General features: G+C 73.6%; 19 protein-coding genes and 4 pseudogenes. 12 read left to right on the top strand and 11 right to left on the bottom strand.

Annotation, left to right across the window (positions count from 1 at the left end; all coding sequences use genetic code 11):
* Positions 1 to 55: 55 nt before the first annotated feature.
* From AB0D10_RS31180 to AB0D10_RS31170, 3 genes are all read right to left on the bottom strand, one after another.
* Entirely contained in the window at positions 56 to 2,617 is a 2,562-nt protein-coding gene (locus tag AB0D10_RS31180; RefSeq protein WP_360262301.1) for a cation-translocating P-type ATPase, read from the bottom strand.
* 12 nt (positions 2,618 to 2,629) lie between these two features.
* Positions 2,630 to 2,872, bottom strand: coding sequence for a DUF1918 domain-containing protein (locus AB0D10_RS31175; RefSeq protein WP_360262300.1), 243 nt, complete (start codon positions 2,870 to 2,872; stop codon positions 2,630 to 2,632).
* 334 nt (positions 2,873 to 3,206) lie between these two features.
* On the bottom strand, positions 3,207 to 4,796 hold the full coding sequence (locus AB0D10_RS31170) for an oleate hydratase (protein WP_360262299.1): 1,590 nt from the start codon (positions 4,794 to 4,796) through the stop codon (positions 3,207 to 3,209).
* A 201-nt stretch (positions 4,797 to 4,997) separates the two neighbouring features.
* On the opposite strand from AB0D10_RS31170, the pseudogene AB0D10_RS31165 reads away from it, so the two are divergent.
* Positions 4,998 to 5,663, top strand: a pseudogene (locus tag AB0D10_RS31165) (phosphoketolase); the annotation flags it as partial.
* 17 nt (positions 5,664 to 5,680) lie between these two features.
* On the opposite strand, the gene AB0D10_RS31160 reads toward AB0D10_RS31165, so the two are convergent.
* The gene (locus AB0D10_RS31160; protein ID WP_360262298.1) at positions 5,681 to 5,818 is read right to left on the bottom strand and encodes a hypothetical protein; all 138 of its coding nucleotides are present in this window, start codon (positions 5,816 to 5,818) and stop codon (positions 5,681 to 5,683) included.
* 28 nt (positions 5,819 to 5,846) lie between these two features.
* Positions 5,847 to 6,140, bottom strand: a pseudogene (locus tag AB0D10_RS31155) (MBL fold metallo-hydrolase); the annotation flags it as partial.
* 126 nt (positions 6,141 to 6,266) lie between these two features.
* On the opposite strand from AB0D10_RS31155, the gene AB0D10_RS31150 reads away from it, so the two are divergent.
* The 9 genes and pseudogenes from AB0D10_RS31150 to AB0D10_RS31110 all read left to right on the top strand — a co-directional run bounded on the left by AB0D10_RS31150 (position 6,267) and on the right by AB0D10_RS31110 (position 11,735).
* Positions 6,267 to 6,962, top strand: coding sequence for a CBS domain-containing protein (locus AB0D10_RS31150; RefSeq protein WP_360262297.1), 696 nt, complete (start codon positions 6,267 to 6,269; stop codon positions 6,960 to 6,962).
* A gap of 9 nt (positions 6,963 to 6,971) precedes the next feature.
* Positions 6,972 to 7,574, top strand: coding sequence for a CBS domain-containing protein (locus AB0D10_RS31145; protein WP_360262296.1), 603 nt, complete (start codon positions 6,972 to 6,974; stop codon positions 7,572 to 7,574).
* A gap of 14 nt (positions 7,575 to 7,588) precedes the next feature.
* Positions 7,589 to 7,987, top strand: coding sequence for a universal stress protein (locus AB0D10_RS31140; protein WP_360262295.1), 399 nt, complete (start codon positions 7,589 to 7,591; stop codon positions 7,985 to 7,987).
* Between the two features lie 132 nt (positions 7,988 to 8,119).
* Positions 8,120 to 8,494 (top strand): annotated as a pseudogene (locus tag AB0D10_RS31135) (AAA family ATPase); the annotation flags it as partial.
* Between the two features lie 346 nt (positions 8,495 to 8,840).
* Complete coding sequence (locus AB0D10_RS31130; protein ID WP_360262294.1) at positions 8,841 to 9,029, top strand: hypothetical protein; 189 nt, start codon at positions 8,841 to 8,843, stop codon at positions 9,027 to 9,029.
* Positions 9,026 to 9,688: a cytochrome b N-terminal domain-containing protein gene (locus AB0D10_RS31125; RefSeq protein WP_360262293.1), complete on the top strand. Its 663-nt coding sequence runs from the start codon at positions 9,026 to 9,028 to the stop codon at positions 9,686 to 9,688. Before AB0D10_RS31130 ends, AB0D10_RS31125 begins: the two co-directional genes overlap by 4 nt.
* Positions 9,685 to 10,650: a hypothetical protein gene (locus tag AB0D10_RS31120; protein WP_360262292.1), complete on the top strand. Its 966-nt coding sequence runs from the start codon at positions 9,685 to 9,687 to the stop codon at positions 10,648 to 10,650. The genes AB0D10_RS31125 and AB0D10_RS31120 overlap by 4 nt, the downstream gene beginning before the upstream one ends.
* 117 nt (positions 10,651 to 10,767) lie before the next feature.
* Positions 10,768 to 11,450: pseudogene (locus AB0D10_RS31115) on the top strand (transposase); the annotation flags it as partial.
* Between the two features lie 117 nt (positions 11,451 to 11,567).
* Entirely contained in the window at positions 11,568 to 11,735 is a 168-nt protein-coding gene (locus tag AB0D10_RS31110; protein WP_360262291.1) for a hypothetical protein, read from the top strand.
* Here the strand turns inward: AB0D10_RS31110 and AB0D10_RS31105 are convergent.
* The 3 genes from AB0D10_RS31105 to AB0D10_RS31095 all read right to left on the bottom strand — a co-directional run bounded on the left by AB0D10_RS31105 (position 11,719) and on the right by AB0D10_RS31095 (position 16,530).
* A complete protein-coding gene (locus tag AB0D10_RS31105) occupies positions 11,719 to 14,667 on the bottom strand; it encodes a BTAD domain-containing putative transcriptional regulator (protein ID WP_360262290.1) in 2,949 nt (982 codons plus the stop codon). The genes AB0D10_RS31110 and AB0D10_RS31105 overlap by 17 nt on opposite strands.
* Before the next feature lie 152 nt (positions 14,668 to 14,819).
* A complete protein-coding gene (locus AB0D10_RS31100; RefSeq protein WP_360262289.1) occupies positions 14,820 to 15,776 on the bottom strand; it encodes a WYL domain-containing protein in 957 nt (318 codons plus the stop codon).
* A gap of 220 nt (positions 15,777 to 15,996) precedes the next feature.
* Complete coding sequence (locus tag AB0D10_RS31095) at positions 15,997 to 16,530, bottom strand: pyridoxamine 5'-phosphate oxidase family protein (RefSeq protein WP_360262288.1); 534 nt, start codon at positions 16,528 to 16,530, stop codon at positions 15,997 to 15,999.
* Between the two features lie 311 nt (positions 16,531 to 16,841).
* Between AB0D10_RS31095 and AB0D10_RS31090 the strand changes: the two genes are divergently transcribed.
* Complete coding sequence (locus AB0D10_RS31090; RefSeq protein WP_360262287.1) at positions 16,842 to 17,585, top strand: DUF4232 domain-containing protein; 744 nt, start codon at positions 16,842 to 16,844, stop codon at positions 17,583 to 17,585.
* Between the two features lie 114 nt (positions 17,586 to 17,699).
* Here the strand turns inward: AB0D10_RS31090 and AB0D10_RS31085 are convergent, their stop codons facing one another.
* The 3 genes from AB0D10_RS31085 to AB0D10_RS31075 all read right to left on the bottom strand — a co-directional run bounded on the left by AB0D10_RS31085 (position 17,700) and on the right by AB0D10_RS31075 (position 19,614).
* The gene (locus tag AB0D10_RS31085) at positions 17,700 to 18,197 is read right to left on the bottom strand and encodes a DUF5959 family protein (protein WP_360262286.1); all 498 of its coding nucleotides are present in this window, start codon (positions 18,195 to 18,197) and stop codon (positions 17,700 to 17,702) included.
* A 121-nt stretch (positions 18,198 to 18,318) separates the two neighbouring features.
* Complete coding sequence (locus AB0D10_RS31080; protein ID WP_360262285.1) at positions 18,319 to 18,888, bottom strand: S41 family peptidase; 570 nt, start codon at positions 18,886 to 18,888, stop codon at positions 18,319 to 18,321.
* A gap of 81 nt (positions 18,889 to 18,969) precedes the next feature.
* A complete protein-coding gene (locus AB0D10_RS31075) occupies positions 18,970 to 19,614 on the bottom strand; it encodes a dihydrofolate reductase family protein (protein WP_360262284.1) in 645 nt (214 codons plus the stop codon).
* A gap of 613 nt (positions 19,615 to 20,227) precedes the next feature.
* Between AB0D10_RS31075 and AB0D10_RS31070 the strand changes: the two genes are divergently transcribed.
* Entirely contained in the window at positions 20,228 to 20,584 is a 357-nt protein-coding gene (locus AB0D10_RS31070) for a hypothetical protein (protein WP_360262283.1), read from the top strand.
* The last annotated feature ends 12 nt before the right edge of the window (positions 20,585 to 20,596 follow it).

The following is a 20,596-nucleotide window of genomic DNA, read 5'->3' as shown; positions in this document are numbered from 1 at the left end:
GGTTCGGCAAGTCGTCACCTCGTACAGGTCGGTGACCAGGGCGTTCGACATGGCGTCAGATCCCTTGCCTGCGCAGCCGGGCCACCGCGAACCCGACGAACCCGGCGGCCGCGGGTGCGGCGAGGTCGCTCCAGGACAGCGGCGTGGTGTCCAGCAGGTCGCGCAGGAACGGCAGGTAGAGGGCGGCCGCCGCGAGCGCGGCGGAGGCGAGCACGGCCAGCGGGAGGAAGAGGTTCGCGCGGGTCAGCAGCCGTTCGCGCAGACCGAGGACGACGCCGAGCTGGGCGGCCAGCAGGGCGAGGAACAGGACGGTCTGCCAGGGGCGTTCGCCGTTGCGGGCCCAGATCCCGGCAGCGAGGGAGGCCGCCGCGACGACGAGGCCGAGCAGCAGCACCCACTGCCACACGCCGGAGCCGAGGATGTGCTGGTGCGGTGGGCGCGGGGGCCGGGTCATCGCACCGGGGGAGACCGGCTCCGCTCCCATGGCGACCCCGGTGAGGCCGTGGGTGAGCAGGTTGATCCAGAGGATCTGGCCTGCCCGCAGCGGCAGCGCGAGGCCGAACAGCGGCCCGGCCAGCATCACCAGGATTTCGGCCGCGCCGCCGGCCAGCCCGAAGACCAGGAAGCGGCGGATGTTGTCGTAGACGCGGCGGCCCTCCTCCACCGCGCCGACCACGGTGGCGAGTTCGTCGTCGGCCAGCACCAGGTCGGCGGCCTGGCGGGCGACCTCCGTGCCGCGTCGGCCCATGGCCACGCCGATGTCCGCCTGCCGCAGGGCCGGCCCGTCGTTGACGCCGTCGCCGGTCATGGCTGTGACGGCGCCCCGGGCGCGCCAGGCTTCGACGATGTCGAGTTTCTGGCGGGGATCGGTGCGGGCGAAGATCCGTGCCCGGGTGAGGTCGGTGACCGCACCGGTGGCGATGGCCTGCCCGGTCACGACGACCTCCGGCCCGGCGCTCGGTTCGAGCAGGCCGATCCGGACGGCGAGGGCCCGGGCAGTGGCGGGGTGGTCGCCGGTGACCAGGACGGGAAGGATGCCGGCGCGCCGGCATGCGGCCAGGGTGGTGCTCGCCGAAGGCTTGGGCGGGTCGGCCAGTGCGGTCAGCCCGAGCAGCCGCAGACCGTGCTCGGCCTCCTCGGGAGGGTCCGGCAGGTGGTCGAGTCGCCGCTCGGCCACGGCGAGCACCCGATGCCCCTCGGCGGCGAGCCCGGCGGCCGCGCGACGGGCCCGCTCCAGCAGCTCCGGGGGATCGGCCAGGACCGCGGGGTCGAGGACGGCCTCGGGCGCGCCCTTGAGGCACACCCGCAGGCTGCTGCCGGGCCCGCGGTGGACGGTGCTCATCCGCTTGCGGCTGCTGTCAAAGGGCGCCTCGGTGACCCGGGGGAGGGCGGCCCGCAGCCGCTCGTGGTCCAGGCCTGCCTTGCCGGCGGCCGTCAGCAGGGCAGCCTCGGTGGGATCGCCGAGTGCGCCCCAGCTGCCGTCCCCGTGGGCCGGAGGACGCAGGTCGGCGTCATTACAGAGCGCGGCAGCGGTGAGCAGGCTCCTCACTTCGTCCTCGGCGGTCAGGTCGTGCCTGATCCCACCGTCGAGCCCGATCCCGCCGGACGGTCCGTACCCGAGGCCGGTCACGGTGGCCGTGGCGTGCGGTGTCCAGAGGCGCTCGACGACCATGCGGCCCTCGGTGAGGGTGCCGGTCTTGTCCGTCGCCAGCACGGTGACCGAACCGAGCGTCTCGACGGCCGGGAGCCGCCGGACCACGGCGTGGCGGGAGGCCATCCGCCTCGCGCCCAGAGCGAGGGCGAGCGTGACCACTGCGGGTAGCGACTCCGGTACGGCGGCGACCGCCAGGCTGATGGCCGTCACCCCCATCTCGCCGGGAGGCTGGTTGCGGAGCAGACCGAGGAGGAACACCAGGGCACAGAGGCCGACCGCGACGGCCGCCAGGACGCGGCCCAGGTCGGCCAGCCGCCGCTGCAGCGGCGTGGGTTCGGGGCGGGGGCGCAGCAGCGCGGCGATTCGGCCGAGCGCGCTGTCCGGGCCGGTGGCGGTGACCACGGCCAGGGCCCGGCCCCGCAGGACGACCATCCCTGCCCGAAGCACGTCCTCACCGGAGGCTCCCCCGGCTGACTTGTTCACCGGCAGGGACTCACCGGTCAGCATCGCCTCGTCGAGCAGGAGCGCCGCCGCCTCGGTGAGCCGGGCATCTGCCGGCACGATGTCCCCTTCGGAAAGGGCTATGACGTCTCCCCGGACGACCTCGGTCGACGGCACCTTGCGCTGCGCTCCGTCGCGCACCACCCGCGCGGCCGGGGCGGAGAGCCGGGAGAGCGCGGCGACGGCACTCTCCGCCCGGACCTCCTGGACCACGCCCACGGTGGTGTTGATCACGATCACCAGCGCGATGACGATCGCGTCCGGGTGGTCGCCGATCGCCAGCGTCAGCGCGACGGCCGCCAGCAGCACGGTGATCAGGGGGTCGCGGAGCTGGGCCGCCACCCGGGCCCACAGCGGCACCCGGCGGTCGGCCGAGACCTCGTTCCGGCCGTGCTCGGCGAGCAGCCGCGCGGCCTCGGCCGTGGTGAGCCCACGCGTGGCGGCGTGGGCGGCGACGGTCACGGCGGTGGCCCGTCAATCGGCGAAGAGGTGCGGCCGGGGCGGCACGGTCGCGGCGCCCCGGGGATGGTGCTCGAAGTGGTGGATCCTGGCGTCCGGCCCGGGGAAGTACTCCGTCACCCGGCCGTCCTCCGACCAGCGCACGTCGTACGGCGGACTGCCGTCCGGACGGTGCAGGCCGACGATCTCACCGTCTCTACGGGCCGCACCCGGCCGGGTGCCCTGAACGATGATGCGGTCTCCCACGGCGGCTCTCATGACATCCTCCCTGGCGCGGTGCCGGGACCGGGGCCCGGCCGCCGCACCTCTTCCCATGGCACCACCGAACCCGTGTCCCGGCAGGGGCCGGACGGTCCCGGTACTGGGCCCGTCCGGCCCCTGCGACGGGAGGTCGACAGGTGATCCGCCGGACACGGGCGCGGTGCGGGGCCGTGTTGTACAGGGGTGGGCGGGATGAAGGATTCAGCCACCACGCAGAGCAACCTCGCTCCGCGCGCCTCTCTACGTCGGCACGCCCGCCGGGCCACCGGCTGTGATCACAACCCGCTCTGCCGCCCGCTCGACCGGGCCTACAGCCGCCTGGTGATCGGGCTCAGCCGAAGGCGGTCCTCAGGGCCTGGAACGCCGTCTTCGGATCGAGCAGGGCGTGGTGGACCGGCGGGACGGGTTCGTCGAGGCCGAGCAGCCGGTAGACGGCGTGCATGGCGCCGCGCACCGAGTACTCGACGGTGAACACCACGTCCTCGGGGATCTCCACGTACTGCCCGAGGAAGGCGAAGTTGCGGGCGCCGTGCGGGATCACCAGCGGACGGTCGCTGACGTCGCGCCGGGCGAACTGGCTGGTGATGTAGGGCATCATCACCGTGGTCACGGTGGTGGTCGCGCGGACCTCGTCGGCGATGTCGTCGAAACCGAGCTGGCCGAGGAGCTCGTCCAGGACCTCCCGGCCGGTCGACCCCGCCATGGCCTTGCCGGTGTGCTCACCCGGGGTGTCGATGAACAGCCCGTAACCCCACAGGGTGAACACGTCCTCGGGCTGGCCGTCGAAGTGCGGCGGGCGGGGAACGACGATCGACATCAGCCAGGGTGAGTCCTTGAAGGTCATGAGAGCGCCGGTACCGGGGGCGTTGCCGCTGAACTCCTCGATCCGCTTGAGCAGGGCGGGGCTGCGCATCGTCAGGGTGAAGGACTCCCAGGCGGCTTCGGCGATGTTGCCGTTGAAGACGGCGGGCCGGCCGAGGCCGGGGGCCTTGCGGGAGAGCGTCTCCCACAGGGCCCAGCCACCGTCGCGCTTGTCCCGCACCAGCTCGGGCACGGTGTCGTCACCGCCGAAGGCGGCGTCCGCGGTCATCGAGCCGAGCGTGATCAGCGTCAGGTCCGACTCGGCGAGTTCGATGCTCCCCGGACGGCCGTCGCGGACCAGGTGAAGGCGCCGGGCACGGCGGATCCCGTCGTTCTCGGTGAAGTCCACGTCGGTGACCCGTACGCCGTGCTCGAACCGCACGCCGCGCTCGACCAGCCACCGGGTGAGCGGACGGACGATCGAGTCGTACTGGTTGAGCCGCGTGCGGCGGACCCCGGAGAGGGTGTGGATGCGCGGGAACTCCTGGACGAAGCGCAGGAGGTAGCGCTTGAGCTCGATCGCGCTGTGCCAGTTCTGGAACGCGAACGTGGTACGCCACATCGCCCAGAAGTTCGTGGCGAAGAAGTGCTCGGAGAAGAAGTCGTCGATCCGGCGGGCGCCGATCACCGACTCTGGCAGCGCCAGCAGCCGGGCCAGTTCGATCCGGTCGCGGGTGTCCAGGCCGAGCTGGGAGGCGTCGAGGACGCGGTGGTCCCGGTCGATCAGCCTGGCCTTCGCATCCGTCGGCCACTCCTGGTTGAAGTCGAGGATCTCCTGGCGCACGGTGATGTCCGGGTCGTCCAGGCTGGGGATCGTCTCCAGCAGGTTCCACAGGCAGGTGTAGGCCTCCTCCTCCAGCATCCGCCCGCCCCGGGTGACGTAGCCCCGCTCGGCCGCGCCGTGTCCGTCGAGCGAGCCGCCCGCGAGCGGGAGCTCCTCCAGGACGTGGATGTTCGTGCCGGGGACGTCGCCGTCCCGGATCAGGAAGGCGGCGGCGGCCAGCGAGGCGATCCCGCCTCCCACCAGGTAGGCCCGGGTCTCTCTGGTGCTGTCGATCATGTTCCGTCCAGGTCTCGGAGAACTGCGTCGTACGGCGCGCCTGCACCGATCGGCAGGCTCCGCCAGCCTCCGTCCTCGGCCGGCGCCGGCCCAGGGCCGGGCAGCCCGGCAACGCAGGGCCACAGGTCCCGTCCGTCCGGTCCCGGCGTGCCCCGACCGACCCTGTGCGCCATCGCGTCCCGGCGGTGCCGATGGGGCAGAGCGCGGCTGCCGGGTGTCGACGCCCTGCTGCGCGGCTACGGGCACGAACCCCTGTACGTGTCCGGGCAGGACCCGCTTGCGGTCCACCAGGCCATGGCGGCCGCCATGGACACCGCGGTGGAGAGGATCGCCGCGATCCAGCGGGCCGCCCGGGACGACGGCGCCACCGGGCGACCCGCCTGGCCGGTGATCGTTCTGCGCACCCCCAAGGGCTGGACCGGCCCGGCCCAGGTCGACGGCGTCCCCGTCGAGGGCACCTGGCGCGCCCACCAGGTGCCGCTGGACCAGGTCCGCGACAACCCCGCCCACCTGGCCCGACTGGAATCCTGGCTGCGGTCCTACCGGCCCGAGGAACTGTTCGACACCGTCGGCCGCCCGGTACCCAAGGTGCTCAGCCGCGTCCCCGACGGCACCCGCCGCCTGGGTGCCAACCCGCACACCAACGGCGGCCTCCTGCTACGGGACCTGCCGCTGCCTTCCCTGGAGCGTTACGCCGTCCCCGTGGACAAGCCCGGCACCACGCTGCACGAGCCCACCCGGATCCTCGGCGATCTCCTCGAACACGTGATGGCCGACACCGCCGAACGCCGGGACTTCCGCCTCGTCGGACCCGACGAGACCGCCTCCAACCGCCTCCAGGCCGTCTACGCTGCCACCGGCAAGGCCGGTGTACGTGTTGTCGTTCAGGCCGGCCTGGCCTCCCAGGGGTAGGCGTCGTGATACTCATCGTCGGGGCCGAGCACGCCGCGGATCGACCAACGGTCCCGGGCCGGGTCGTGGTCGGCGGCGGAGGACCAGAAGCGTGCGATCTCCAGCAGCATCGGAGTCCAGGCTCAGGGACTGACCTCAGCCGCAGTGGTCGAGGTGGGCGTGGGTGAGCACGACGGCCCGTACGTCGGCGGGGTCGAGGGGCAGCCGGCGACGGTTGAGGCGGCGCAGTTCGGCCAGGCCCTGGAACAGGCCGCAGTCGATCATCAGCCGAGCGTGGTCGGTCTCGACAAGGAATTTGCTGCCGGTGACGGTGCCCACGCCGCCCAGGAAGGTCAGCAGGCCCGGCCTGGGGCGTGAGCGGGTCGCGCCGGTGTCGGTGGTCGGGGTGTCCGTCGTCCTGGCCGCCTCCCGTGGTGTGCGGGTCCCTTTCATCGTCCTGCCGACCGGTCGCACCGGCCTGGGCCGGACCGGCCCGGTGTCAGGGACCGTACGGCCCTGTTCGAGGGCGCCGCCCGGACGGACAGTGAAGGCGGGACCACTGGAGGAGGAGTGAGGACGATGCAGCACCGCAACGTCAACGACGTGATGACTCACGAGGTCGTCACCGCCCGGCCGGACACGCCGGTCAAGGAGGTTGCGGCGCTGTTCCACCGCAACGACATCACCGCCATCCCGGTCATCGACGACCAGGGCCGTCCTTTGGGCCTGGTGTCCGAGGCCGACCTGATCCGCAAGGAGGCCGTCCTGCCGGATCCGGAGGGCCGTTACCCGGGCCGGTGGCTCGACGGGAAGGACCGTGCCCGTGCCGAGGCCGAGACGGCCGGCGGGCTGATGACCAGTCCTGCCGTCACCGCCCGTCCGGGCTGGTCGGTGCCCGAGGCGGCGCGCGCCATGGACAAGCACAAGGTCAAGCGCCTGCCCGTGGTCGACGAGGCCGGCCGCCTGGTCGGCATTGTCAGCCGCCGTGACCTCCTGCAGGTGTTCCTGCGGCACGACGCCGCCATCCGCGACGAGATCAACCACGACGTGCTCGGACAGACCCTCTGGCTCACCCCCGGATTCGTCGAGGTCACGGTGCACAACGGCGTGGTCACGCTGAACGGACGGCTGCCGCGACGCAGCCTGATCCCGATCGCCGAACGGCTCTGCCGGGCGGTCGACGGTGTGGTCGCCGTCCATGTCACCCTCGACTGGGCCGAGGACGACACCGGACCGAGGGTGGAACACCCGCGCGCGTACCGCGCGGCGTCGTAGGAGGCCGTGATGACCGGCACACCGAGCACCGTCGCCGACGTCATGACCCACGCCGTGGTGGCCGTCGGCCGGGACGCCGACTTCCGTGAAGTCGCCGACACCCTGCAGCGCTGGCGGGTCAGTGCCGTCCCCGTCCTGACCGGTGACGGCCGGGTGATCGGGGTGGTCTCCGAGGCCGACCTGCTGGTCGCCCGGGACCGCGACGGCGAGCGCGCCGACGCCCTGACGGCCGGGCGGATGATGTCCGTGCCGGCGGTCACCGTGCACCCCGGCAGCCCGCTCAACGAGGCCGCCCGGGCGATGGCCCGCGGCCACCTCAAACGTCTTCCGGTGGTGGACGAGGAGGACTACCTGGTCGGCATCGTCAGCCGCGGTGACCTGCTGAAGGTCCACCTCGGGGACGACCGCGAACTCGCCGACCGAGTCCGCTTCGAACTCGTCGCCACCGTCGGGCCGAGCGCTGCCGTGGACACCGACATCCGCTCCGAGAACGGGCGGATCACGCTGACCGGCGGCCTGCAGGACACTGTCTCTGCCGACATCCTGGAGCACTTGGTCCGCTCCGTGCCCGGTGTCGTGGGTGTCGAGCTGCGGCTCGCCGCGCCGGCCTGACCGGGGAGGGCCCCGTGGCCGCGCTCGTGCTCGCCGCCGTCGACGGTTCGCCGGGGAGTCTCGTTGCCGCCCGCTGGGCCGCCGACGAGGCCCTCCGACGTGGTCTGACGCTGCGACTGGTGCACGCCTGGCCCTGGCCGCAACACGCGACACCCGGACTGCCCGGCGTCAGCGAGGTCCGCGGCCGGGCGGTCGACATGCCGGCGGACGCCGCCCAGCGGGTACGAGCGGATCACCCCGGGTTGACGGTGGACACAGCCCTGATGGACGGGCACGCGCCCGCCGGGATCATGGCCGCGGCGGCATCGGCCGAGCTGCTGGTGCTCGGCCGCACCGGGCGCCGCTTGGGCCCGGTCAGCAGAGCGGTGATCCACGGCGTGCGGTGCCCGGTCGTCGTCGTGCCGCACGGTTGACGCGACGCCCGGCGGCGTCGACGAGCAGAATCGGTGGTGCCACCGCCCGCTCGGCCCACGGAGAAGGAGGCCATGGACACGCCCCGGCCCGTACGCGTCTTCCTGCTGGACGACCACGAGGTGGTGCGGCGGACGGGCAAGACCACCGTCGCCCGGCTGTACGGCTCGCTGCTCGCGGCCTTGGGCGTCCTCGCCTGCGGGCAGGTCGTCGAGGTCTCCCGCGCGGGCCTGGTCGGCGCGTTCACCGGGTAGACCGCGGCCCTGACCGCCGAGGCCTTCGAACGGGCCCGCGGCGGCCTGCTGTTCATCGACGAGGCGTACGCCCTGGTCCGCCCGGCCGGCTCGGGGCCCGACTCCGGGCAGGAGGCGATCGACACCCTCGTGAAGCTGATGGAGGACCACCGCGACGTGGTCGTCGTCATCGTGGCCGGCTACACCGACGAGATGCAGTCCTTCCTCGCCGCCAACCCCGGCCTCGCCTCCCGGTTCTCCGCCACCGTCGAGTTCCCCGCCTACGGCCGTCGGCAGGTGACGGACTCGCGAGGGCCGTCACCACTACGGCCGACGGGCTCGATCGAGCCTCCGTCGTCCGACACCGACCCGGGCCATTGCCCGTCCGCTACGTCACTTCCTTCGCCCGGAAGCGGGCAGGTCGCTCGGCTCCTCGGGTGAAGCCCGGTGGCGCCTTGTCCGTAGCGGAGCGCCGACACGCGACACTGCCGTGGGCGCCATGCCGAAGGCCTGGCGAAGCCTCACCCGCGGTAGGCCCCCCCTTCGGCCGGTGTCGCCGCGCTGCCGGCCCTGAGGTGTCACGACCCAGTCACTTCCATCTGATCAAGGAGGTCGGGGACCCATGGCCGACTCCGGATACGACGTCACACGCACACTGGCCGCGCCGATCGACCTCGACGGCACCGGGCACTACATCCACTGGGGCGTGGTGCAGATCTCCGTCTCCAACCTGGTGGTGATCGCCCTGATGATCACGGTCTTCGTGCTCGCGCTGCTGCTGCCCTTCCCGCACGGACGGCGCCGCGGATGAGCACCGACGCGCAGACTCCCGGGCACGGTTGGACGGCCGCGGTACGCCGTCGGCTGGTCGCGGCGCTGCCGCCGGAGAAGCTGCTTCCCGACAGCCAGCCGGCCTTCATGGCCTCGTGGGTGTACGTCTTCGGCGTCCTCACGGTCTCCTCCCTGGCAGTGGTGCTGGTCAGCGGGGGCCTGCTGGCCTTGAAGGGGCCCGCGTGGTGGCACGTCTCCGCGGTCGGGAAGTACGTCAACAGCCTGCATCTGTGGAGCGTCGAGCTGTTCATGTTCGTCCTGGTGCTCCACCTGTGGGCAAAGTTCTTCATGGCCGCCTGGCGCGGCCGACGTGCCCTGACCTGGATGACCGGCGTGGTCGCGTTCCTCACCTCCATCGGCACGGCCCTCTCCGGCTACGTGGTGCAGCAGAACTTCGACTCGCAGTGGATCTCGGACCAGGCCAAGGACGGCATGAACGCGGTCGGCATCGGCGCGTTCTGGAACGTCCTCGACTTCGGCCAGATGCTGATGTGGCACACCGTGCTGTTCCCCGTCGTGATCTGCCTGCTCAGCGGATGGCACGTGATGCTGGTCCGGCTGCGCGGCATCGTGCCGCCCATCGACGCCCCGACACCCGGCACCGACCAGGTCCCGCCCGGGCAGGAGGAGCGAGCGTGACCCGCAGAACCCGCCGGACCGAAACGCCGGAGTCGTCGGCGTTCCCGACCCGGCCCTACGACCTGATCAAAGAGGCCACCGTCGCGTTGGTCCTGGTCGCCCTGCTGACCGCGGGCCTCGCCGCGCTGTTCTCCTCCCCCGACGAGCAGCCCGTCGCCCTCGGCTCGTGGTCGCGCGCCGACTCGGCCGACTTCACCGCCACCGCCGTGTCCGAGCTCGGCGGCACCAGCACCACCGCTCGGTACGGCCCACCGTACAACCACACAGCGGGAGCCGGACAGAAGATCGGCCCAGTCGGCCTGCAGAGCCTCGCGGGCGTGCGCATCCCGATCGACACCGCCGAGGACTTCGTCCTCCAGCCGCTGCGCCGGGCTCCCGAGCCGGCCCCCGTCACCGACGCCCTCGCGGGCTGGAACGCCGCATCCCCAGACCGGCAACAAGCCTGGACCTCCGCATACTCCGACGCGCTCGGCACGGCCCCGGACGGCGACCCTGCGCAGGTGGCCCCCGGCGACTACGGCCCGGTCCCGGTTCTGACCGCCCGGCTGCTCGAGCTGGCGCAGTCGGGCGCACTCGACGGCGAACTCCTCACCGAGGGAGGCCAGTTCTATCAGACCGACTACACCCGCCCGCTGCTCTTCCTAGGCGACGGCAGCTACTTCGAGGGTCTCGCCCGAAGCCGTCACCTGGCCGGCGACCAGTGGGGCATGATGAACGAGACCGGTAACTATCCCGGCCAGCCCTGGCTCTGGCTCTACACCTTCTGGTACCAGATCGAGCCGTTCAAGAGCTCCGACAACGCTGACGCCCTGGTCTGGGGGCTGATGGCCCTGCTGAGCCTGATCCTGATCCTGATCCCCTTCATCCCCGGGATCAGGTCGATCCCGCGCTGGACCCGGGTACACCGGCTCATCTGGCGCGACTACTACCGCACCCAGCAGTCGCCCCGCCGACCCGGTTAGGTTCGGCCGCAGCCGTTCACCCGGTCACGCGAGCCGGGTGCCACACCGTTCGCCATCGTGTCGTTGCGACCGTTGGACGACCGACCTGCTGCACCTCTGGCGTGGAGGGCGCCTGCGCTGATCGCGCCGTTGGAGCGGAAGAACCGGTGGACGCTCGCGGAGCGCGCGGGTGAGGGGCATCCGATCGGGATGCAGCGTCTGCTGGGTGAGGCGGACTGGGACGCGGACGGTGTCCGTGACGATGTGCGGGACTTCGTCGTGGAGACCATCGGTGCCGAGGACGGGATCCTGATCGGCGACGACACCGGCTTCCGCGCGGCGTCGGGTATGTGCCGGCCACCAGGGTCAACGCCACTGTCATCACGACCGGGTGGCGTGAGGTTCGGGTCGACGAACTGGTCGCCGACCTGCCGCGGCAGGCGTGGAAACGTCTGTCCGGCGGCAAGGGCTCGCACGGCGAGCGGGTCTACGACTGGGCCAGGGCGGCGATCGGCCCGATGTGGGAGGACGGTGTCGAGCACTGGGTCCTGGCCCGCCGCTCGGTCAGCGACCCGACCGAGATCGCCTACTACGTCTGCTGTGGCCCCCTCGCCACCCGCCTGAAAGACCTGGTCAAGGTCGCCGCGGCGAGGTGGGCGATCGAGGAGTCGTTCCAGGTCGCGAAGAACGAGTGCGGCCTGGACCACTACCAGGTCCGCCGCTACGACGCCTGGTACCGGCACATCACCCCGTCCATGACCGCCCTCGCCGCGCTGACCGCGATCCGCGCCCACGAGCTGGAGAAAGGGGCTGCCGATTAGGACAAAACGACCTGATCCCGCTGTCCGTCGCGGAGATCCGCGGCCTCATCGGCCTGCTCCTCCAGCCGCGCCACCTCACTCCGGTGCATCATCTGCGCTGGTCATGGTGGCGTTGACGTGATGTACACCGTCGACGACCCCAAGAAGCGGGCGGCCGGGTTCAAGCTCTCGGACGGCATGGAGGTCCCGGAGGAGCTCGCCCCGCGGTTCAAGTTCGCGCGGCAGAAGTCGAAGCTCGATGGCACCATCCGCGGGTCGTACTTCGTCATCAGGAACGAGTACTGAGCCCCGGAGGCCCGGCCGGGGACGGCGGGCCGGGCCGTTGCCCGGGGCCGCCGCGGGAGGGCACGGTGAGGCCGCGGTCGAGCTGCTCCGCGCGGGGGGCGTCGCCGTGCGCCGCGTAGAGTTCGGCGGCGGCGCGGAGGTGGTCGGCGGCCCGGGCGGGGCGGCCGTCCGTCGTGAGGAAGTCGGCGAACCGCTGGTGGACGAGGGCGTGCAGGCGGACGTTGCCGGTCGAGCGGCAGCGCTGCAGGGCGTCGCGCCAGGCGAACTCGGCGCTCTGCGCGGAGCCGAGGGCCTGGTGGGCCAGGGCTTCGCTGACCAGGGCCCAGATGGCGGCGTTGGCGCCGGGCCGGCCCGGGAGCAGCGCGTGGGTCTGCCGGGCGTGGGCGAGGGCGGCGGCCGGGTCGCCGAGGGTGAGTTTGATGGCGGCGGCGTTGCTGAGGACCGTGGCGGCGTGCTCCCGCAGCCCGGTGCGCCGGATGAGGGCCAGGGCGGCGGCGGCGATCCGGTCCGCCCCGGCCGGATCCCCGGACAGGGCGGTCATCGACGCACGGACCGAGAGCGCGTGGATGTGGAGGTCGCCGTCCTCGGGGGTGGTGCGGTCGGCGGCCCGGACGGCGAGCGGCAGCGCCTCGGCGACGTAGCCGGCGGAACCGAGCGCGCAGGAGGTGGCGGCCTCCATGGCGGCCAGGCCCTCCCGGCCGCCGTCGAGCCGGGCGGCATGCAGACCGGCCCGCAGACAGGAGAGCCGGTCGGCGACCCGGTCCGCGCCGTAGTACAGGGTCGCGGTCACCTTGGCCAGCCGCCAGGCGCGTTCGTGGTCGCCCCGGGCGGTGGCGGTGGTGACGAGGTCGCGCAGCACGGGCTCCTCGGCGCGGCACCAGTCGAGCGTGGCGCGGGTGTCGGGCAGGGGCGGGAGCGCGTACGCCTCGGCCCCGGGCGGCAGGTACGGCCGGTGGTGCGGGTTGGTGCGGCGGACCGCGTGGCCGCCGGCGGCGAGTTCGTAGTCGGCGAGCCGGGCGAAGGCGGTGCTCCGGAGGTCGGCGGGCAGCCGGGCGAAGAGCTCGGCCCCGTAGGCCCGGACGAGGTCGTGGCGGCCGTACCGGCCGGGCGACGGCTCGGTGAGCAGGTGGTGCGCGGCGAGGGCGCCGAGCGCCTGCCGGGCGCTCCGGGTGTCGGTTGCACCGGTGTCGGTGGTTCGGGTGTCGGTGGTTCGGGTGTCGGCGGCGAGGAGGGCGGCGGCCGCGTACACGTCGACGGTGGTCCCGGGATGCGCCGTCAGCAGGGCGAGGAGGCGACGGGCGGGCGTGGGCAGCAGACGGCAGGTGTGGGAGAGTACGGCCCGTACGCTCAGTGCTCCCCGAACGGCCCCGAGGGCGCCCAGCCGGGCCTGCTCGTCCGACAACTCGGCGACCAGGGAGGACAGTTGCCAGCCCGGGCGGGCGGCGAGACGAGCGGTGGCGAGCTGCAGGGCGAGCGGGAGGCGGTCGCACAGGTCGACGAGCAGGGCGGCCGCGGCCGGCTCGGCCGCCACCCGTTCGGCCGTCAGGCGGTGCTCCAGCAGGCGGAGCGCGTCCGCGGCGGGCAGCGCGTCGATCCGGAGCAGGAAGGCGCCGTCCGTGACGACCAGCTCCTCCAGGCTGTTGCGGCTGGTGACGATGGTCAGGCACCCGGCACCGGCGGGCCGCAGCTCGGCGACGTCGGCCGCCGTGCGGACGTTGTCGAGGACCACCAGCAGCCGGCGGTGCCGGGTCCGCTCGCGGAACAGGGCGGCGCGGGCCGCGAGCCCCTCCGGGACGGCCTGTTCGGGCAGGCCGAGGGCGGTCAGGAAGCGGCCGAGGACCTGCGCCGGGTCGGCCGGGCCCGCCGGGTCGAAGCCGCGCAGGTCGGCGAAGAGCCGGCCGTCGGGGAAGAGGCCGCTGTCGGGGAGGTCCGCCGTGACGCGGTGGGCCCAGTGCAGCACGGTCGCGCTCTTGCCGACCCCGGCGGGCCCGACCACTGCGGCGATCCCACCGTCGTTCGCGCCGGTGCCGCAGCGGCGGTCGAGCCACTGCGTCTCGGCGGCCCGGCCGACGAAGCCGTCCGGAGCGCCGGGGAAGGGGGTGACGGGGAGTGGGCCGACCGCCGGGGCGGACGGTTCGCCGTCACCTTCGCCCCCGCCCCCGCCACGGCCGTCGGCCGTCGGTACCTCGGCCAAAGCGGCCCGGAGCTCCGGCCCCGCCGCGAGGCCGAGCGCCTCGTCGAGGCGGGCGACCGCCTGCCGGTAGGCGTGCCGGGCGTCCTCGGCGCGCCCGCTCTGCAGCAGGCAGCGGACCAGCAGGGCCGCGGTGGGCTCGCGCAGCCCGTCCGCGCGCACGCTCTGCTCCAGCGCGGGAACGGCCGCGTGCCCGCGGCCGAGGCGCAGCAGCCGTCCGGCCCAGGCGGTGAGCAGCCCGGTGCGGGTGTCGTCGAGCCGCGCGGCGAGGTCGGCGCCGAGCGGGGTGGCGGGCAGGCCGGTGAGGGCGGTGCCGCGCCACAGCCGCAGGGCCCGTTCGAGGAGCGCGGCGGCCGTGGCGTCGTCCTCGGTGCCGGTGGCGCGTGCGGCCAGGGCTTCGGCCTGCCCGACGTCCACGGCCTCGGTGTGCCCGGTGAGCCGGTAGCCGCAGGTGCGGGTGGCGATGGCGAACTCCGAACCGTCCAGCAGCCGTCGGAGGGCGGCGATGTGCCCCTGTAGCGCGGCTCTCGCCCGGGCGGGCGGGCGGTCGGCCCACAGCAGTTCGGCCAGCTGCCCGACCGGGACGGTGCGGTTGGACTCCAGGGCGAGCAGCGCGAGGACGGCACGGCGCTGCGCCCCGCCCACGTGCCGGACGGGTGCGACGTGCGGCCCGGGGCCTCCGCGGCCGTCCGTCCCGGCGTCCGGTCCCACCTCGACCGGGCCGAGCAGTCGTATCTCCATGTGGCGTGTCCCCCGTGGTGTCCCCGTTGTCGTCCGGAGGGCCGAACGGACCGCCGGGAAGTTTACCGACGAGTAGGTCCGGTGCGGGCCCGTCCGGGGAGGGGCACCGCCTGTGCGCCCGGGTGCCGGCCGGTCAGGATCGGGACGGCCGGTCAGGCATAGAGGGCGGCGGCGCGGCGGGTCGCCTCGGCCAGACGGGCCCGGAGTTCGGGCGGCTGCAGGACCTCGGCCTCCGGGCCGAGGCGGAGGAGTTCGACGTAGCCGATGTCCCAGCTCTCGACCGGCAGGGTCACGGTGACCCAGCCGTCGGTGTCCGGGGGGCCCGCGGTGGCCAGGGCGTCGGAGGCGGCGGTCGGTTCCAGCAGGACGGCGAGGTTCGCCACGGCGAGCGGGCTGAGCCGGACCACCGCCCGCTCCCGCAGCACGGAGCGGGCGAACTCCCGTGCCGCCGCGGCCCAGTAGCCGGCGAGGTCGAACTCCGGGTCGCGTTCGAACCGTTCGTCGCCGGCCTCGGCCGTCTCGAAGCGGTCGACGCGGTACGAGCCGACCCGGCCGGACGGGCCGCGCGCCGCCACGTACCACTGCCCGGCCTTCAGGACCAGTCCGTACGGCTCCAGCCGCCGCTCCCGGGTGCCGCCGCGCGCCGCGTAACGGGCATGGAGGATGCGGTCTTCCCAGACGGCGCGCGACACCTCGGCGAGCAGCGGCGGGGGCTCGGCGTCGCGGAACCAGGCCGGTGCGTCGAGGTGGAAGCGCCGGGTGGCGGCCGCGGGGGCGTCGCCCAGGGCGGCGGCGACCTTCAGCCGGGCGGCGAGGGCGTGCCCGGCCAGGCCCATGTCGCGCAGCGGGCCCGGGAGTCCGGCCAGGTGCAGGACTTCGGCTTCGGCGCGTTCGAGACCGGTGAGGCGGGTGCGGTAGCCGTCGACGAGCCGGTAGCCGCCGCCGCGGCCGCGTTCGGCGTACACCGGCACCCCGGCCTCGATCAGCGCGGCGACGTCCCGCTGCACGGTGCGTTCGGAGACCTCCAGCTCGGCGGCGAGTTCCGTGGCGGTCATCGTCCGCCGGGCCTGGAGGAGCAACAGCAGCGCGATGGCCCGGCTCGCCCGCACGTCGCCCCTCCGTCCCGTCGCCTGCCGTACCTGCCACGGCTGCTGCACGGATGACGCCGGCAGTACCCGCTCGCCCCCATTCTCGCCATGGGCTCAGTGCCGCGGGGGAGCGGGCCGAGGCGTCCGTCGGTCCCGGTAGTGGTGGCGGCGGACGCCTCGGCATCGTGCCCGTCGGCCCGTGCGCGCCGGACCGGCACGGGCCCGCCCGGTGCGGGCGCGGTCATGCCCCGTCCGCCGTCCCGCCGAGCGCGGCGGGGTCGGGGGCGAACGCGGCCATCCAGTGCGGATGCAGCCGGTAGAAGACCACGCCGTCGTCCCAGTCGAAGGCGTCGTCGCCGTAGAAGTCCCGGAAGTACGCGAGCAGGTCCGGCCAGTCGGGGGCCGGCCGGCCGTGGTGGGGGTTGAGCACCTCGACGGTGCCGTGGGTGAACACGCCCAGGTCCTCCCCGCGCAGGTGCGCGGCGCTGACGGCCGGCCGGGCGGCGAGGTGCCGGGCCTTCGCGGCGTCGCGCGCGGTGCCGAAGTGCCACGTCCCGTGCAGGAAGTGGCCGTCCACGCCGCTGACCCGCGGCTCGCCCTTCGCCGTCACGGTGGACAGCGCGAGGGTGCACATGCCGGTGAGCACGCCGGTGAGCCGGCCGGCGGTGAGGGTGCGCTCGCTGCTGATGATCGACCGCAGGTGCGCCGTGGAGCGGGAGAGCGAGGTGTCGAGGAGGACTTGGAGGCGGTGGAGCTCGGCGGGTGTTTCGCGCATGGGGGTCGTCCTTGTCTGTGCGTCGTCCCGGCCGGCGTCACCACGACGCGACCGGAACCCCACGGTCCCCGGGAAACCCGACACCTCCTGTCGTCTTTTTCCCGGGCGTCGTCCACGCCCTGTCGTGGAACGGACAATTCCGCAGTCCAGGGGCGCGCCGTGTCAACCGTGTCGCACCCGATCGAATGTCACAGTCCCATCCCTGTCATGTCCTGACGACTGTGACGCCACGCGTGCAGCCAAATGCCTTCGGGCGGACGTCCTTTGGACTGTCCGAGCACGTCAGCACGAACCGTCACCGGGGAGCCACCATGTTCGTCCGCAACCGTCGCCCGCTGCTCGCCTCCGTCGTCCTCGTCGTCGGGGCGGGGCTCGCGCTGACCGCCTGCGGGCCCGACAACACCGACACGGCCGGCGGCCCGAAGCCCTCCGCGACCACCGCGGCGGCCGTCACGCCCTCGACGGCGGGCGGCCCGGCCTCCGGTGCTCCCGCGGCGAGCGCGCCGGCCACCGGAGGTGCCTCGCACACTGCCACGAAGGCCGCGTCGGCACCGCCCGCCGCGAGCCCGTCCGGCGGCACCCGGCCCAGTGGCGGGGGTGCCGGCTCCGACGCCCGCCCGTGCGACATCGAGAACCTCACGGTCCAGGCGACGGCCCGCTCCGGGGCCCCGAGCCAGTGGGTGATCGAGGTGCACAACACCGGTGCGAGTGCCTGCAGCCTCAGCTCGACCCCGGGGGTCGACCTGGGCAACTCCGGCTCCCGGGACCGGAGCAACAACCTCAAGCCGATCCTCGCCAGCGGCACGCTGCGGTACCCGGTCGCGGCGGGCCAGAAGGCCTACGTGGTGCTCGACCTCGACCCGAGCGGCGCCACCACCGGCACCACCCCGGGCATCGACGAGTTCAACGTGCTGGTCGACGACGAGGGCATGCCCCTCGCGGGCACCAAGAACTTCCCCCTGCCCAGTGGCGCCCACGTCCTGAACCCGCAGATGGGCGTCTACCGCCCCACCGTGGCCGAGGCGGTCACCTCCGAGGCGTCCGCCGGCAAGTAGCCCCGGACGCGGTCGAGCGGCGCGGCCCAGTGCTCCCGGGCCGCGCGCCGCTCACCGGTTCCGAGCCGCGCGCCGTTCACCGGCCGCGGCGGCTTTCATCGGTCACGGCGGCCCTCACCCGCCGCGGTTCCTCACCGGCCGCGGTTCCTCACCGGCCGCGTGGCCTTCGCCGGTCACGGTGGCCGTCCCCGGGACGTCGCCCGGCCAGGTCCGCCGGAGCCTTTCCAGCCGGTCGCGGTGTTCGTCCGCCCAGTCCTCCGGGGGCCGGATCCACAGCATCGTGGTGAGCCGGTCGGGATCGTCGATCGTCACGGCCAGCGAGCGGTCCTCCTGCGGCTGGAGGGCCATGCTCAGCCCGCGGTCCCCGCCGATGACCGCGCCCCTGCCGGCGGCGAGGCCGTCGAGCGCGTCCTGCCAGGCGTCGAGGTCCCGCCGGTCGAGGTGGAACTCCAGCCGGGCGTCGAGGAAGTCGGTGTGCGCCAGCACCTCGGCCCTGAGGACCTCGTGGCCGGTCGGCCCACTCGGCCGGAAGGGGCCGGTGACGCGCACGGTGCAGTGGTCGCCGTCTGCGTCCTCCAGGTGGATCAGGTCCACCGCGTCCGCATCGGACACCGTCGGCCTCGCTCTCTCGTGTCGGTCCGGCGGGCATCCTCTCGCATCGCCGTCCGACCGGAACCGGCGCCCCGATCCGCTGCCCCCGGTCTGCTGCCTTCGGTCCGCAGGGAGTCGGGGGTCACAGCCGGGTGTCCGACGGCGCGGGAGGGGTCTGCGCCCGGCCGAGCCGGGCCACGTCGGCCAGGGCCGCCCGGTGGGCCACCTCATGGGCGCGGGCCGGGTTTGTCTCGGTGTCCGGGATGACGCCGGTGCCCTCCCGGTTGGTGCCCGACACCGGGTTGACCGAGCGGGCGGTCGGGATGGTGGCCTCCAGGTGCGGGTGGAGCGTGAAGCCCCGCCGGGGGTTGGCGCCGCCGCCGGACGCCTCGCCGACCACCACGGCGTGGCCGCGCTGCTGGAGGTCGTACGCGAGCGCCTTGCCGCCCGAGAAGGTGGCCTTGCTGATCAGCACGTAGAGCGGCTTGCTGCCGCCGAACCGCGGGCCGGGCACCAGCGCGGGGCTCCAGAACTGCTGTTCGGTGCCCTCCTCGCGGTCGTGGAGGGTGGTGAGGTGCGTGGGCTCGTCGAAGAAGTGGCCGCAGACGTGGGCGGTCGTGTACGGGTGGCCGCCGACGCAGGCGCGCAGGTCGAGGATCAGCGCCTCGGCCCGGGCGACCGGGGTGACGCGCTCTACGAACAGGCCGGACACGGCGGACAGGCCGGCGGAGGCGGCTGACCGCCCCGGGCGCGGCCGGCCGTCAGAACCGTGACCCACCGGGTGCGGGCAGGTTCAGCCGTCCTGCCCGAGGCCGCGGTCGGGCGCGCTCATGTCGCCGGTCGCGGGCGTGCCCTCGGCGAGCCCGTAGCGCAGGAACACCGTGCCCTTGGGGCCGGCCGTCGGGGGCTGGAGGAGCGTGACGTTCGTGGGCACCGCGCCGTCCTCGAACACCTTCTTCCCGACGCCCAGCACGATCGGGTGCACCCACAGGTCGAGCCGGTCGAACAGCCTCTCCCGCAGGAGGGTCTGCACCAGGTTCAGGCTGCCGACGACCTTCACGTGCTCGTGCCGGTCCCGGACCTCCCGCACCGCGGCCGCCAGGTCCGGGCCGAGCAGGGCGGACCCGGCCCACGGCAGCGCGGGCGTGCCGCGGGAGGCCACGTACTTCGGGATCCGGTTGAACAGCTCGGCGAACCCGCCGTCCTGTCCACCCTCCTGGTGCGGCCAGTACGCGGCGAAGATGTCGTACGTCCGCCGGCCGAGCAGAAGGGCGTCCGCGCCCTCGTACGCGGCGACGATCCGCGCCCCGGTGGCCTCGTCCAGCAACGGCGCCTGCCAGCCGCCGAACGGGAACCCGACCGGATCCTCGTCGGGGCCGCCGGGCGCCTGCCCGACCAGGTCGAGGGTGGTGAACAGCTCGATGTCGATGAGGCCCATGGCTCCGCTCCCTTGCGTCGGTCGTCTCCGACAAGAGATAGACCCGCGACGGCCCCCGAGCCCGACGCCACGACGGTGTCGGGCCGCATCGGGCCGCATCGGGCCGCATCGGGCCGAACACGACGACCATCCGACCCCGCCGTGGAACCGGCCGGCAGGTGATCGCCCACCCCTCGGGCACCGCCCTCAGGAATCCGAACTCCGGGCAGGACACTCCCAGTCGGCCGCGTCGATCGCACGGCCGGCCGTGTCACCGAGGTGGAAGCAATGGCCGTGGGCCCACACCGTCACCGAATCCCGCCGGTGGTCGACCTGGAAGGGCTCGTCCCCACGCTGCGTCCCCGGCCAGGAACCGTCCTCCGCGGGCGAGTGGATGACGACGACGCAGGTCTGCCCCGGCAGGATCCGGTACTGATCCGTCCACGGCTCCACGGTCGGCTCCAGCGGCGCCTCACCGTCGTTCCTGACCGGCAACCGCGCGGTTCCGACCCGGCAGCCCGGGTGGCGAGGACCAGCCGGGGTGGCGAGGACGGGCGGCGTAGCCCCGAGACTTCATGAGACTCGACTAGAGAGAATTCTCTAAGGCAGAACGTGTCTTTGCTAACCTCCTCTCATGGCGTCCTACGGCGAAGACCTGGAACGGGTCGACAAGGAGCTCCTGGAGGCCGAGCGGGAGCGAGACCTCCTCGGCGTGCGGATCGAGGGCCTCAAGGCCCAGCGCGAGGCGCTGCGCAAGCTGACCGAGGCACCGCTCGTCCAGGGGGACGAGATCCGGGACCTGACCAAGGCGGACGCCATGGTGAAGATCCTCCAGGCGTCGACCAGGCCGCTGACGCTCGGCGAGATCGCCCGCGCCATGACCGCCGCGGGCAGGAAGACCAACAGCAACGGCGCCTCGGTGTACATCGACGCCCTGTTGAAGGCCGGACGCGTCGTACGGGTCCAGCGCGGCCAGTACCGCGCGGCCTGACGGCGGATGACG

Source organism: Kitasatospora sp. NPDC048545 (genome assembly GCF_040651155.1).
Classification (GTDB): Bacteria; Actinomycetota; Actinomycetes; order Streptomycetales; family Streptomycetaceae; genus Kitasatospora.
Note: the sequence above shows the minus strand (reverse complement) of the source record. Positions and strands in the feature narration are given on the sequence as shown.